Source organism: Pseudomonas sp. AC532 (genome assembly GCF_979258965.1).
Genome location: NZ_OZ409888.1, coordinates 1,283,026 through 1,296,979 on the forward strand (window position 1 = coordinate 1,283,026; position 13,954 = coordinate 1,296,979).

At 60.5% G+C, this 13,954-nt stretch carries 13 protein-coding genes and 1 pseudogene; 10 read left to right on the forward strand and 4 right to left on the reverse strand.

Features of this window, described 5'->3' with window-relative positions; translation table 11 throughout:
* Positions 1–321 precede the first annotated feature (321 nt).
* Positions 322–570: a DUF1652 domain-containing protein gene (locus ACZ0AV_RS06170; protein ID WP_499150226.1), complete on the forward strand. Its 249-nt coding sequence runs from the start codon at positions 322–324 to the stop codon at positions 568–570.
* Positions 571–779: 209 nt separating this feature from the next.
* Here the strand turns inward: ACZ0AV_RS06170 and ACZ0AV_RS06175 are convergent.
* Positions 780–944 (reverse strand): annotated as a pseudogene (locus tag ACZ0AV_RS06175) (con-10 family general stress protein); the annotation flags it as partial.
* 123 nt (positions 945–1,067) lie between these two features.
* A complete protein-coding gene (locus tag ACZ0AV_RS06180; RefSeq protein WP_499150227.1) occupies positions 1,068–1,331 on the reverse strand; it encodes a hypothetical protein in 264 nt (87 codons plus the stop codon).
* Between the two features lie 557 nt (positions 1,332–1,888).
* Here ACZ0AV_RS06180 and pstS point away from each other — a divergent pair.
* From pstS to ACZ0AV_RS06215, 7 genes are all read left to right on the forward strand, one after another.
* Positions 1,889–2,920, forward strand: a complete 1,032-nt coding sequence (gene pstS / locus ACZ0AV_RS06185; RefSeq protein ID WP_499150228.1) for a phosphate ABC transporter substrate-binding protein PstS — start codon at positions 1,889–1,891, stop codon at positions 2,918–2,920.
* A gap of 75 nt (positions 2,921–2,995) precedes the next feature.
* Positions 2,996–3,961: a phosphate ABC transporter permease subunit PstC gene (gene pstC / locus ACZ0AV_RS06190; RefSeq protein WP_499150229.1), complete on the forward strand. Its 966-nt coding sequence runs from the start codon at positions 2,996–2,998 to the stop codon at positions 3,959–3,961.
* Positions 3,961–4,854, forward strand: coding sequence for a phosphate ABC transporter permease PstA (gene pstA / locus ACZ0AV_RS06195; protein ID WP_499150230.1), 894 nt, complete (start codon positions 3,961–3,963; stop codon positions 4,852–4,854). The genes pstC and pstA overlap by 1 nt, the downstream gene beginning before the upstream one ends.
* Before the next feature lie 73 nt (positions 4,855–4,927).
* On the forward strand, positions 4,928–5,689 hold the full coding sequence (gene pstB / locus ACZ0AV_RS06200) for a phosphate ABC transporter ATP-binding protein PstB (protein ID WP_499153307.1): 762 nt from the start codon (positions 4,928–4,930) through the stop codon (positions 5,687–5,689).
* 98 nt (positions 5,690–5,787) lie between these two features.
* Positions 5,788–6,486, forward strand: a complete 699-nt coding sequence (locus tag ACZ0AV_RS06205; protein WP_499150231.1) for a hypothetical protein — start codon at positions 5,788–5,790, stop codon at positions 6,484–6,486.
* A 14-nt stretch (positions 6,487–6,500) separates the two neighbouring features.
* A complete protein-coding gene (locus tag ACZ0AV_RS06210; RefSeq protein ID WP_499153308.1) occupies positions 6,501–7,127 on the forward strand; it encodes a hypothetical protein in 627 nt (208 codons plus the stop codon).
* A 484-nt stretch (positions 7,128–7,611) separates the two neighbouring features.
* Positions 7,612–10,092 (forward strand): bifunctional diguanylate cyclase/phosphodiesterase, encoded by a 2,481-nt coding sequence (locus ACZ0AV_RS06215; RefSeq protein ID WP_499150232.1) that lies wholly within the window; start codon positions 7,612–7,614, stop codon positions 10,090–10,092.
* Positions 10,093–10,200: 108 nt separating this feature from the next.
* Here the strand turns inward: ACZ0AV_RS06215 and ACZ0AV_RS06220 are convergent, their stop codons facing one another.
* Together ACZ0AV_RS06220 and ACZ0AV_RS06225 are read right to left on the reverse strand one after the other, a co-directional pair.
* The gene (locus tag ACZ0AV_RS06220; RefSeq protein ID WP_499150233.1) at positions 10,201–10,965 is read right to left on the reverse strand and encodes an SDR family NAD(P)-dependent oxidoreductase; all 765 of its coding nucleotides are present in this window, start codon (positions 10,963–10,965) and stop codon (positions 10,201–10,203) included.
* A 465-nt stretch (positions 10,966–11,430) separates the two neighbouring features.
* Entirely contained in the window at positions 11,431–12,348 is a 918-nt protein-coding gene (locus ACZ0AV_RS06225) for a pirin family protein (protein WP_499150234.1), read from the reverse strand.
* A 101-nt stretch (positions 12,349–12,449) separates the two neighbouring features.
* Here ACZ0AV_RS06225 and ACZ0AV_RS06230 point away from each other — a divergent pair, with 101 nt between their 5' ends.
* Entirely contained in the window at positions 12,450–13,355 is a 906-nt protein-coding gene (locus ACZ0AV_RS06230; protein WP_499150235.1) for a LysR family transcriptional regulator, read from the forward strand.
* A gap of 173 nt (positions 13,356–13,528) precedes the next feature.
* Positions 13,529–13,948 carry a nuclear transport factor 2 family protein gene (locus ACZ0AV_RS06235; protein WP_499150236.1) on the forward strand — a complete coding sequence of 140 codons (420 nt, stop codon included), beginning with the start codon at positions 13,529–13,531 and terminating at the stop codon, positions 13,946–13,948.
* Positions 13,949–13,954: the final 6 nt, after the last annotated feature.

Genomic DNA, 13,954 nt, shown 5'->3' on the forward strand with positions numbered 1-13,954 from the left:
TCGGGGCAGTCGCGGGAAAGGAGCAATTGTCGCAGATTCCGCCACAGGGCGTGCAGGAGGGGGGAGCCCGCTTATACGCCGAGGTCAGCGCTACGACGCTCTTCGCGCTGCGCCTGAAACGGGAAGTTGTTCCGCTGACTCGGCCTGCCTTCAGTTCGAAAGCCTGGGATGACTAGCCGCAAATCGACCGGGCGATAGTCGCAAAAGGAATAAGGTTATGCCGCAATCGAACATGAGTTGTTGCGAAATGGTCGCATACTGCCGTTATCAATCATTTGATAAGGGAGTATCACATGAACCCACGAGCGTGGAATTTTCAAAATGATGTCGACTAGGCAGCAACGGCAATTAATCGAGGCGGCGTTTCTTCCGCGTGCCTGTAAATGCACTGTTTCTGCCGTTGGCGCTGCAGCCATTCGAGTATCCGACCCGGTCAGCGATGTCGTGCTGTTGGAAGTTGACGGTGTGTGTATCAGGGATCTGGTGAACTGGGCCGCGATCAGCACATTCGCCGCCGACCTGCTGCGCAAATTACCCCGCGACACGGGAGATGAGCGAAGCATTGCCTAGCCACTAACCTGCACAACTGGTCATTTCATTGCAAAATCAGGCCCGCGAAACAGGCCGTGTGAAAACGTGGCGAGCGAAGGTCAGGCAAGGCAAGAACTGGCGAAAAAGCGCAGTTTACGCGTTGTAAAATGAGCCTAATGAGCTGGTTCTTAACGCCGCATGACCGAGCGCAGTGGTTTTCACACAGTCTGGAACGCGGAGCCTTCAGTTCAGGCGGGTGTTTCATCCGGCGTTTTCCGACGGCTCTGCTGACCGCCCTTGCGCCCCGCCTCGACAGCCTTCTGGCGGTCATTGGCAAAGTTGCCCCCGCTGTTGCGCCCACCTTTGCGGCCTGCTTCAGCGGCTTTTTCGCGATTGTTTGCAAAGTTGCCTGGATTGTTGCTCGCCATTTTCCCGTTTCCTTCAATGGATGCCGTGTGGAGTACATGACTACAGGCATATGAAGTGAGGCGGCTTACGGTCGTTCGAGTATGGCGACAAGCGGGATGGAACCTGGCTTATGACGCGCTAGGGTGAAGTGACTCTGGCAACGGGGTGATGGCAGGCTGACTCGGCGCCGCGAGCAGTGTGTTTTTCAGATCCGTCATCACCAGGCTCACCAGCGAAGCATTGCGCAACTGCTTCGCCGTGAGAATGCGGCTGGTGACCAGGTTGCCTTGCGGATCCCGGCAAAAAATGGACAGACCCGCAGCGCTTTGCTCGGTTTGGATAATAAATCGCTCGGCTACCGCGGCCGCAAGCTGCTCAACATATGTGTTCATGGTGAATGCTCTGGCTTATGCAGCTGAGAGCTACTGCATCCGGGACTGTTCAAATTATCTTACAGGAGGTTTCGGGCGATCTGCTACCACCAGAAGGTTGCGCCCTGAATACGCCCTGGCCCGCTATCGATGAGGAGCCCGCCTGCCGGGCTCGAGCGTCGCCTGTTGAGCGGTGCCGTTCAATGCGAATCAATCGAACAAGCAAGGCGGCAAGGTCGAGCCAACGGGTATGGCGCTTGGACACCAGCGGTCAGGTCGACCACAACTTCATCAATCGTCACTGTGGTCAAGCAATTCGCGGTGGATACGCTGTACCAGGCTGTCTGCAATTAAGGACATGAAAAGCCGCTCGATAGGCAGGTGGAGTGGCCAAGTGATAGGGGCAATTTGTGAGGCGGTAATTACATGCTCACTGGCTCGGCAGGCCTGGTGGGCGTGGGATGTGAACGGCCGTTGCGGATGCACGACAGCCGGATGACGGCAATTCGCCATGCAGTGTCATAAAATCTTCACACGACTGCTGCAGAGTTCGTGCTCCGTCCCACAAGGAATTCCTTATGAAAAAGTTGATCACGTCTGCCGCGCTCGCCTTCACGGTTTCTCTTTGTGCGACCTCGGTGTCCTTCGCTTCGGAAAATGTGCGCCTGACCGGCTCTGGCGCAAGCTTCCCGGCCCCGATCTACCTGAGCTGGTTCAAGGACTTCAGCCAAAAGACCGAAGGCGTCACCGTCGATTACCAATCCAAGGGCAGTGGTGCCGGCGTGCAGGACTTCCTGAACAAGACCGTCGATTTCGCCGCCAGTGACTCGGCGATGAAAGAGGAAGACATCGCCAAGGTTGCCGAAGGCGTGCAACTGCTGCCGATGACCGCTGGCGAGATCGTGTTGGCCTACAACCTGCCCGGCAGTCCGAAGGGCGTCAAGTTGCCGCGTGACGTCTACTCCAATATTTTCCTGGGCAAGATCACTCAATGGAACGACCCAAAGATCGTGGCCGCCAACCCCGATCTGGAGCTGCCTGATCTGCCGATCACCGTTGTCGTGCGCGCCGACTCCAGCGGCACCACCGCCGTGTTCACCAAGCACCTGTCGACCATCAACGAGCAGTTCAACAAGGAGCTGGGCGAAGGCAACACCGTCAACTGGCCAGCCAGCGACAAATTCATCAAATCACCCAAAAACGATGGGGTGACCGCCACCGTACGCCAGACCCCGGGTTCCATCGGCTACATCGAATACGGCTTCGCCAAGTTGGCCAAGGTCGACTTCGCCGTGCTGCAGAACAAGGCCGGTGAATACGTGGTACCGAACGCTGAAAGCGGCGCCGAGGCCCTTGCCGCCGTGGAACTGCCGGAGAACCTGGTGGCCTGGCTGCCCGATCCGGACGGCGCCAAGTCCTACCCGATCACCACCTACACCTGGATGATCTTCCGCAAGCAGAACGACAACCCGGCCAAGGCCAAAGCCCTGCGTGACATGGTCGAGTACAGCCTGACCGAAGGTCAGAAGATTGCCGACTCGATGGGATACATCCCACTGCCTCAGTCGGTCATCGATCAGGTTCGCAAAGCGTCTGCCAACATCCAGTAATGCTCGCAAGGCCTCTTCCATCGTGGGCTGCATCACGCGATTGAAGAGGCCTGCACACGCGCCGGAACCCAGCCAATGACCCGCCCTTTCGTTGTACCGGAAAACCCAGATTCCGCCTGCCGGCCTCCCTCCACCAAAGACATGCTGGTCGACCGCATTTTCCGCGCGCTCTCCCGGGTTGGCGTGGTACTGATCCTGGCCGTGGTATTCGCCCTGATTTTCGAAGTGGGGCGCAAAGCGCTTCCCGGTATGCAGGAGCACGGGTTCGACGTGCTGCTTGGCAGCGTCTGGGACGTGAACCAGAACAAGTACGGCATTCTGCCGGCCATCTGGGGTACGCTTTACAGTGCTTTCATCGCACTGCTGATCGCCGGTTTTTTCGGCATCAGCATGGCAATCTTTCTGACCCAGGATTTTCTTCCCGTCAGACTCGCGGCGATATTTCGCACCATCGTCGAACTGCTCGCGGCCATCCCCAGCGTCGTTTATGGCCTATGGGGGATTTATGTGGTGATCCCGGCAATCAGGCCGCTGACCACCTGGCTGCACAGCGAACTCAGTTGGATACCCTTTTTCGGCACCTCCCTGAGCGGCCCTGGGCTGCTGCCTGCCGCGTTGGTGCTGGCGATCATGATTCTACCGACCATTGCAGCCGTGTCCCAGGATGCGCTCACCAGCGTACCGATGAAGACCAAGCAGGCCGCTTACGGCATGGGTACCACTCACTGGGAAGCGATTCTCAAGGTCATGGTGCCGTCCGCCGCAACCGGCATCTTCGGCTCCCTGGTACTGGGCCTCGGCCGTGCGCTGGGTGAAACCATGGCCCTGGCCATGCTGGTCGGCAACGCCAACAACATTTCACTCTCGCTGTTCGCGCCCGCCAATACCCTGGCTGCATTGCTGGCGCTGAACTTCCCGGAAGCGGGGCCGAAGGAGGTCGAGGTGTTGATGTACGCCGCACTGGTGCTGATGCTGATCACTCTGATCGTCAACATCATCGGCTCGATGTTGATGGTCTATGCCCAGCGTGGGAATAAATGATGACAAGCCTGACTTCCCCTGATGTCGCGATGCCCAGCCTGCAACGCCGCTTTGAAGGGCGCGCGCTGCGCAGCCTGGTATTGACCACGCTCGTCTGGCTTGGCGCGTTGCTGGCCAGTGTGCCGCTGATCTCGGTGCTCTACATGCTCATCACCCGTGGTGGTGCTCGTCTGAGCCTCGAAGTGTTCACCGAGTTGCCACCCACCGGGTTCGAGACCGGTGGCGGCTTCGGTAATGCGATGGCAGGCACCTTCATGATGGTGGGCATTGCTGCCGCTATCGCAGTGCCGGTCGGCATCATGGCCGCGATTTTCCTGGCCGAGCTGGGCCCGCACAGCAAGCTCGCCAATGCTGCGCGCTTCGCTGCCAAGATGCTCACCGGCCTGCCGTCGATCCTCGCCGGTGTGTTCGCTTACGCACTGGTCGTGGTGACCACGGGCACCTACTCGGCACCTGCGGGTGGCGTGGCACTGGCGATACTGATGCTGCCCATTGTCGTGCTGACGGCCGAAGAGTCGATGAAGATGGTGCCCAAGGTCATGAAGGATGCCGCTTATGGCATGGGCTGTACCCGCTCGCAGGTGATCTGGAAGATCATTCTGCCTACCGGCCTGCCGGCGATCCTCACGGGCGTCATGTTGGCCGTGGCACGCGCTGCTGGTGAAACCGCGCCGTTGCTGTTCACCGCGCTGTTCAGCAACTACTGGATCTACCACGACGGCGAACTGGCCTTGATGAATCCGACGGCATCGCTTGCCGTGCTGATTTACAACTTCTCCGGCATGCCATTCGACAATCAGCTGGAGCTCGCCTGGGCGGCCTCGCTGGTTCTGGTGATGATCGTGCTCATCGTGAATATCGTCAGCCGTATTTTCGGCAAGCCTAAGTTTTGAGTGGGAGCACCGTATTGTGAATCAATTATCTGCACAAATAGCCACCCCGTTCGAGACCCAGGCACCTGTGGTCATGGACTGCAAGCTGGACAAGATTTTCTATGGCAACTTCCTCGCCGTACGCGACAGCCATGTACCGATAGAGAAGAACAAGATCACCGGCTTCATCGGGCCCTCCGGCTGCGGCAAGAGCACCGTGCTGCGCAGCCTCAACCGCATGAACGATCTGATCAAAGGTTTCCGCTTCGAAGGACACGTTCATTTTCTCGGGCAAGATGTCTACGGCAAGGGCGTCGACCCGGTCATCGTGCGCCGCTATATCGGCATGGTGTTCCAGCAGCCCAACCCGTTTTCGATGAGCATTTTCGACAACGTTGCCTTTGGCCTGCGACTCAACCGCTACAAGGGCGATCTGGGTGATCGCGTCAAGCATGCACTGCAGGGGGCCGCGCTGTGGGACGAGGTCAAGGACAAGCTCAAGGCCAGCGGTCTGTCGCTTTCCGGTGGCCAGCAGCAGCGCCTGTGTATCGCTCGCGCTATCGCCACCGAGCCAGAAGTCCTGTTGCTGGACGAGCCCTGCTCGGCACTCGACCCGATAGCCACGCGCAGGGTGGAGGAACTGATGGTCGAGCTGAAAAAGGACTACACCATCGCCCTGGTCACCCACAACATGCAGCAGGCCGTTCGTGTGGCTGATACCACCGCCTTCTTCTCGGTGGATATTTCCCAGGGCACCCGCACCGGTTACCTGGTTGAAATGGGCTCGACGACCCAGATCTTCGAAAACCCTCGAGAGAAAATGACCGAGGATTACATCTGCGGAAAATTCAGTTAGCCAGCGATTGCCAACCCAGGCTGGATACCGCCAACAGCCACAGCGCTGGCGCGTATCCGGCCTTTTTGCCGCTTCATGTTTTTCCCTCAGGAATGCCAATGCCTGCAAAGCGTCGTCTTGATTTACCTGCGGTTGAGTGCGCACTGCGTGAGGTGCAAGGCCATTTCGCGGAACTCAGCAAGCACTTCACCGAGCCTCGTGATCCGCTGACGGACGAAGTGGTGGAAAATGTGCTTGATGGTTATGCACTGATTGACGACTATGTCGCGCGCGATATCGACCTGTTCGAGCTGCAGCACCTGAACCTGATGCTGGAGCTCAATGCCACCGTGCTCTGTGGCCAGAAGCCCGCAGACCGACAGGAGTACGCCCAGCACCTGGCGGCCACCGAGTCGCGCTTCTTCAACAATATCGAAGGCGGTATCAAGGACGTGTTCAATTGGTACTGTGCGCACCGCAACGAGTCGGTCTGGAAACGCGCCGCTGGCGTCTATGTGCGCATCCTCAGCAAGCCGCAGCTGTTCATCGAAGGCAACAACCGCACCGGTTCGCTGATCGTCAGCTATTTGCTGATGCGTGCCGGCCTGCCGCCTTTCGTGCTGAGCCTGAAAAATGCCGAGGGCTATTTCAACCCTTCTTCGGTGATCCGCAATTCCGCCAAGCACGGGGTCAAGGCGTTGTACGAGCTGCCCAAGATCAAGAAAAAATACGCCGCTTTTCTGGAAGAGCAGTCACCTGAACGGAAGAAGTTTTTTCTCAGCGAAAAGCACATCGGCGCAGAGCGGAGGGAGGCCTGATGGTAAAAAAATCGCTGTTGCGATCCTGCCGCTTCGCTGGCCGGCAGTTCAGGAAGGCTAGCGAGCGCCTTCCGTTGCTCCCGTTCGGCCGCCAGCGCTTGCGTATTTCTTTCGATATCGACGACACCCTGGCGTGCCAGGCTCTACACAGTGAGGCCGAGCCCAGCAGGCTGCCCGGGTTCATTCATCGCTGGCTGGGTGAGCCACTGCGTATCGGCACACGCTCGCTGATCAGAGAGCTGCGTCGCCAGGATTGCAGTGTCTGGGTGTATACCTCTTCCGGTCGTACACCAGCCTATATCAGGCGTTGGCTGATGCTCCACGGCATCCACGTGGACGGTGTCGTCAATAGTGTTCGCCACAGGCATGCCCTTACCGCACGTGGGCTGTCGAACGCCCCCTCGAAACTGCCTTGCGCATTCGACATAGACCTGCATGTCGATGACTCCGAGGGTGTGCAGATCGAAGGTCAGCATCATGGTTTCCGCGTGGTTGTCGTGCGTCCAGATGATGAACAGTGGGCCAAGCGCGTGCTCGATGCCGTGGCACAGGTGCAGACACAAATGGCCTGGCGACAACCACTCAACCATCGCCTGATTGGCAGGGGTGGCAGCGCCAGAACTTTATCGTCATCGACGTGAACGGTCATGGCCAGTAGCACGCAGGGCGCGACCACCCACTAGCCATTCAAGCCTTGTCTCACCGCTTTCCGGGCGGCAATCCCCGCGTGCCGGTATTCCCTGAGCGGGCCGGCAGCGATCCTTCACGAAGGCGTCATAGCACCATCGCGGGGAAGCCGGTGCTTTTCGCGTCGGCTGTTCACTCACGCATCAATGGCAGGCCGCGCAAGGGCCGCTGCCGATTGCCGCTAAACTCTCTTCAAACAGATGCGCCCGCGAGCAACGCTTCGCTCCGGGCAGCGCCCTGGCACGCTCCCGGACTCGGCGACGGCAAACACTCCTCGGCCCTCACGAAAAGCCATTAGCAGCCGATAAAGACGAGTTGGCGGTACCGCCAGCAACCGATTGCAATGAGTGAAGGTAGGCATCAATGCCAAACGATTTCGGCGGAATGCGCAGTCATACCGAAATGACACGAAAGTTCGCAGCTGGGTTTGCAGTGTTGATGGCGAGCCTGCTTGCCATCGCCGGTGGTGCACTGATTGCCATCGCCTACCAGAAAAACCTCGCTCAGGTTGAGCATGACAGAGAGACCGTCTCCCGTTCGCTCCAAACCATCACCAAGTCCCTGCGAACCACGGTGGTGGACTACGCATTCTGGAACGACGCCTATGAGCATGTGGGCCGCGACCAGGTCGATATCGACTGGGCCTATGGGCGAGACAACATGGGCGAATCGCTGCTCTCGAGCTTTTCGATCGAAGGGGCGTTCATCGTAGACCGTGCGGAGCAAACCCGTTACTCGGTGATCAACGGCGAACTGGGCTCGGTAACTGCCCTGCAATTCCTTTCCGCCGACGTCAGGCCGCTTGTCGAGGCGGCTCGCAAGCATGCTGCCAGTGGCCAGGCCGCCTTTGGCTATTACCCTGTCGATGGGACGGTCGCCCTGGCTTACGCGGCGGCGATCAAACCCGACGATATGACGGATGAACAGTCATTCGCCGGCACGTCCGTCATGCTGTTTGTAGACCGCCTGGATATCGAGGCCCTCGGCCGCACCACCGAAATAGCCAACCTGCGCGCAGCCATGCGCGCGGATGACGACGCTCCCTACGTCACGCTGGACTCGGCGTTCGGCTCGCCATTCTTTTTGACCTGGACGCCCGCGCGCCCCGGCGATGCGTTTCTGACCGCCCTTTTGCCGCTGCTCGTGCTCATCGCCATCGTTTTCGGGCTGGTATTGTGGGCTCTTCAGCGACGCATGCTGCGGGCCTCGGCCTTGTTCGATGCCGGCCAGGAAGCGCTGCGGATCAGCGAACAGCGATTTCGCTCGGTCGCCGAGTCGACGTCCGACTGGATCTGGGAGACCGATAGCCAGGGCCGCCTCACCTTCATTTCCGAACGGTTCACGGTCATGACCGGCCTTGCGACCGGCGCGTGGAAGGGCAAGTATCTGTATGACCTGCTGGGCCTTGAACCGCATACCTTCCTTTCCCAGGCTACGGCATCGCCGCAGGCGGCAACGGCACGGCGGCAAATCGAGTGTTCCTACGCCGATGCCCGCGGCGTTTCCCGTCACTGCATGCTGTCCATTGGTCTCATCCCCCAGGGAGCCAAACACCTGGGGTACCAGGGCACGGTGACGGACATCACCGAAGAGGTCGAAGCCAAGCGCCAGATCAACCACCTGTCGTATCACGATGCGCTTACCGGCCTGCCCAACCGCCGTTATTTACAGGCCTACCTGCAGACCAAACTGGACAATCCGCAGGGGCGCATTTTCCTGTTGAGCCTGGACCTCGATCGATTCAAACCGGTGAACGATACCCTCGGCCATTCCATCGGAGACGAGGTGCTCTTCGCGGTCGCCCAGCGGCTCAAGGAGTGCGTACGCGAGGACGATATGGTGGCCAGGCTGGGTGGCGACGAGTTCGTGCTGGTGGTCGACGACCCGCTGCCAAGGGCCGATCTGGAACTGCTGTGCGCGCGAATCTGCGATTGCATTGGCAAAGCGTTTGTCAGCGGCGAGCACGAGCTGTTGCTCGGTGTCAGCATCGGCGTGGCCATTGCACCACAGGATGCCGTGCACGCCAGCGATCTGCTGCGTTATGCAGACATGGCGCTCTACGAAGCCAAGGCCGCTGGCAGGAACAATTGGCAGTTCTACGCACCCGAAATGAATGAACGTATCGTCAATCGTCGCAAGATCGAAACCGATCTGCGCAACGCATTGCGCGGATCCGAGTTGTTTCTCGAGTTCCAGCCGCGCTATACGATCAGCCAACAGACGATCTCTGGCGCCGAGGCCCTGGTACGTTGGCGGCACCCGACGCGGGGCCTGTTGATGCCGGACAAATTCATCGCCATCGCCGAAGAAACCGGCCTGATCATTGCGCTCAGCGACTGGGTGCTGCACAGCGCATGCAAGGCGGCGACCCACTGGCCCGGCGATCTTCAGGTGTCGGTCAATCTGTCTCCCGTCGAATTCCAGCGCGGCGATCTCGTCGGGCGCATCCGTCATGCGCTGGAATCGACCCGACTGGCGCCAGGCCGCCTGGAGCTCGAGATCACCGAAACCGTGATGATCAAGGACTCCGTCTCCGCCCTGCAGATCATGCTCGAACTCAAACACCTGGGGGTGCGTTTATCGATGGATGATTTCGGCACCGGCTATTCATCCCTGAGCTATCTGCGCACCTACCCTTTCGACGGGATAAAGATAGACCGCAGCTTCATCGCCGACTTGCAGGGTGATGCGAAAACCACCGCCATCGCCATTATCGAGTCGATCATCGGCCTGGGCCGGGCCCTGTCGATGACCGTGACGGCAGAAGGTGTGGAGAGCGCCAGCCAACTGAGCGACCTGGCCGGCGTTCACTGCGACGAGGCCCAGGGCTATTACCTGGGCCGCCCACAGCACCTGGAACAGTTCGAGGCCCTGCTGACACAACCCGCCAATCGCCCCTGCGCCGCCACTGAACCATGACGCTGCCCGGGCGGCAGCGGGCGCGCCGCCCGGTTCATGATAGGTGGCCACTGCCTCGAAGCCGCAGCGCTTGCGCCAGCATGACCTGGTGCAAGCGGACTCATTCCGTCAGCCTGCGGTGACCGTCATGCCACCGTCTGCCATGACCACCGAACCGACCATGAAGCTCGCGCGTTCCGATGCCAGGAAGGCGACCACTTCGGCGATTTCCTCCGGCTGTGCTGCCCGCCCGATGGGCGCGCCCTCGCCGTGCTGGGCCAGGAAGCCCGGCCCGTCCTCGACCACATCATTGAGGATGTTGGTGACCACGTCGCCCACGCCGATGGCATTGACCCGGATGCCATGCTCGATGGCTTCGAGCGCCAGTGTACGCGTCAGTTGGGCCAGGGCACCCTTGGATGCGGTGTAGGCGGCGATCGTCGGGAAAGCGAAGTACGAGGCGTAGGACGCGATATTGACGATGGCGCCGGACTGGTTCGGCATCATTGCCTTGACTGCCTCCCGGCAATGCAGGAACGCTGCCGTTGCATTGACGGCCTGGATGCGCTCCCAGTCCTGCCGGGTCATGTCCACGACCCGCTTGTTGATGATGATGCCGGCGTTGTTCACGAGGATATCGAGCCGACCGAACTGTTCGACAGCCAGGGCTACCGCGCGCTCGGCGGCGCCATCTTCGGTGATGTCCGCCACCAGCGGCACCAGCCCGGGCCGGGCGAGTTCTTCGACCGCAGGGTTGAGGTCCTCGGCGATGACCTTTGCGCCACGGGTATGCAGCAGCAGTGCAATCGCCTTACCAATGCCACTGGCAGCGCCGGTTACCAGCGCGACCTTGCCGGCGACTTCCTGCAGTGCCGTGTTGGTGATGTCAGCCATGGTATTTCCTCCAAGTTCGTGACCGAACGAGACATTCGCCGGCCTGCACCTCGGGAGGTGCCGTCATTGATGACGGCTCTACTGTCTCGCAGACGGTCGCCGAGGACCTTCGGAGCCTTGCCGAGGCTGTCGGGATTTTGCGATTCGATGAAAGCGGCTCGCCCCTGAGCGTGCCCGACCGGAGGATTTCCGAGGTTCGGGTGATGGCGCTTTTGCATTCAAGGCTACGCGCCACCGCACCGGCGGACTGCTCAGCGAAACCCAGCATGGACATGCCGTTGGTGAGCACTGCCAGCGCTGCGATAATGAAAAAGCGATAGGAAAGCATGACTGCCCTGTCCTCGTATTGGATGCCTATACATGGGTGACGAACGAATGGCCGGCATCGGCGATCGCGCCTCACCAATCGGTTTTCTTTGCTCTGCGGCTCATCACAAATGGCCAAGCCGCTGCAGGGGCGCTGGGTCAGCCCTTGAAACGCCAGCGCGCTTCGCTGTCGGGCAGCGGTATGTATTCACGCTCGCCTGGAACATCTGGAAAGCGGCGTGCACGCCAATCCTCGGCCGCCTGGAGAATTCGTTCCGGCCGGCTGGACACGAAATTCCAGTAGATATGGCGAGGCCCGTCGAGCGGCTCGCCGCCCAGCAACATCAGTGTCGCCCCGCTGAGCGTGCGGATGACGACCTCACTGCCGGGCCGCAACACCACCAACTGATTCGCCACGAAACGGCCGGCCTGGCCGAGCACTTCCACCTCGCCGCTGACCACGTAAAGAGCGCGCTCAATGTGCTCGGCAGACAGCTGGTAACGCGCACCAGCCTGCAGTTGCAGATCGGCATAGAACAGCGCGGAGAACGTCTGGGTCGAGGCACTTCGGCCTTCGAGCGCACCAGCCAGCAAACGGAGCGAGACCCCCTCGCCTTCCATTACCGGCAGCGAGGGCGCGCTCAGATGGTGAAAGCCCGGTTCGCTTTCTTCATGCGCCTGGGGCAGCGCCACCCAGGCCTGTAGCCCCATGAGCGTGCCGCCACTGGCGCGCACCGGGTCGCTCGATCGCTCGGAATGGACGATGCCGCGGCCGGCGACCATCACGTTTACCTCGCCGGCCTTGAGCTGCTGGATATGTCCGGCGCTGTCGCGATGCAGCATTTCACCCTGAAGCAGGTAGCTGATCGTAGCCAGACCGATGTGCGGATGTGGTCGGGTATCCAGCCCCTCTCCAGCGCCAAAGACGACCGGCCCGAAGCTGTCGAGGAAAACGAACGGCCCGACCATACGACGCTGCGCAGACGGAAGCGCACGGTGAACATCGAACCCGCCGATGTCACGCACGTTGGGCAGAACGATCTGTTCGATTGGCGAGGCGGCAGTGTGAAGCGTCATGATGAATCTCGCTGAGCGGCTGGTTGATGGGACCACTCTAGGCGCGCTGGCTTTTCGGAAAAAGCCATATAATATGCATAAAAACGTTCTAGGAATTAGAAATGATCAATAATCCCGGCACGCCCACCCTGGACCAGTTGCGGGTATTTCTGACGGTGGTAGACGTGGGCAGTTTTGCGGGTGCCGCGCGCAAGCTGCATCGCGCCACGTCCGTCGTCAGTTACTCGATTGCCAACCTGGAAATGCAGCTGGGCATCAGCCTGTTCGACCGCAAGACCACCCGCAAACCGCAGCTGACCGATGCCGGGCGCACGGTTCTGGCCGAGGCTCGCAGCATTTACAGCGGCATCGACGGGTTGCGCGCCAAGGTGAGTGGTCTGTTGCACGGCCTCGAGGCGGAGGTTCATCTGGTACTGGACGTAATGCTGCCGAGCGAACGCGTAGTCGACGCCCTCAAGGCGTTTCGCGAACAATTTCCGACCGTCTCGCTGCACCTGCATATTGAGGCATTGGGTGCTGTCACCCAGCGCGTACTCGACCGCGGTGCCACGCTCGGCGTAAGCGGCCCGCTGACCAGAAGCATCGACGGCATCGATCGCATCGGCGCTGGCAAGGTCGCGCTGATTCCCGTTGCCGCACCGGCCCACCCCTTGGCCGCTACCGGCCCACACGGCCCTGGGGCTGGCCGGGAACACGTGCAGCTGGTACTTACCGACCGTTCCAGGCTCACGGACGACCAGGAGTTTGCCGTGGTCGGGACGAGAACCTGGAGGCTGGCGGATCTGGGGGCCAAGCATATGCTGCTGCGCGAAGGCATCGGCTGGGGCAACATGCCCGAACCGATCATTCGAGACGATCTGGCCAGCGGGCGGCTCGTCTGCCTGGATTTGCCCGACTGCCCCGGCGGCGACTACCTGTTCGATGTCATCTACCGCACCGACACGCCACCCGGCCCCGCTGCCCATTGGCTGATCGAACGATTCAAAACCCAGGCGCAGACTGCCTGAGTTCGACTTCATCGAACGTCAGAGTCGAAATTAGCCGGCTTTTTTCGAACTCACGGCAGTGAGACAGTGCTCTCCATCCAGGCGACATGCAGCCCCCACAGCCATATCTCGACCAGGCTGCCTGGGCGCCCGCTGGGCCAGGATCGGTCCACACCCTATACTGGAGCACAGCCATGATCACTGCCGCCGAACTGCTTGAGCTGCATTTCGCCACCCTTGTCGACGCCCCGCAACGCTGGCAAACACTCATTGCCGACGACCTCGTCTGGGAGCTGCCCTTCGCGCCGACGCTCGGGCACCCAGCACGGCTGGAAGGCCGCGAGCAGGTACTGGCGCATGTAGGGTGGTTCGTCGGCGCGGTCGAGAACTTCCGCTTCTTCGATTTACAGGTGCACCCGGGCGCCGTTCCTTCCGAGGCCAGCGCCGAGATCAGGGCCGAAGGCGTGATCAAGCCGACAGGCCGCCTTTACCAGCAGGACTACGTACTGTTCGTGCGTGTGCAGAACGGCAAGCTGGTCTTCATCCGCGAATACTTCGACCCGGTACGCGCCGCCATCGCGCTGCAGGCACCCATCCCGGCACTGGCGGGCTGAGCAATC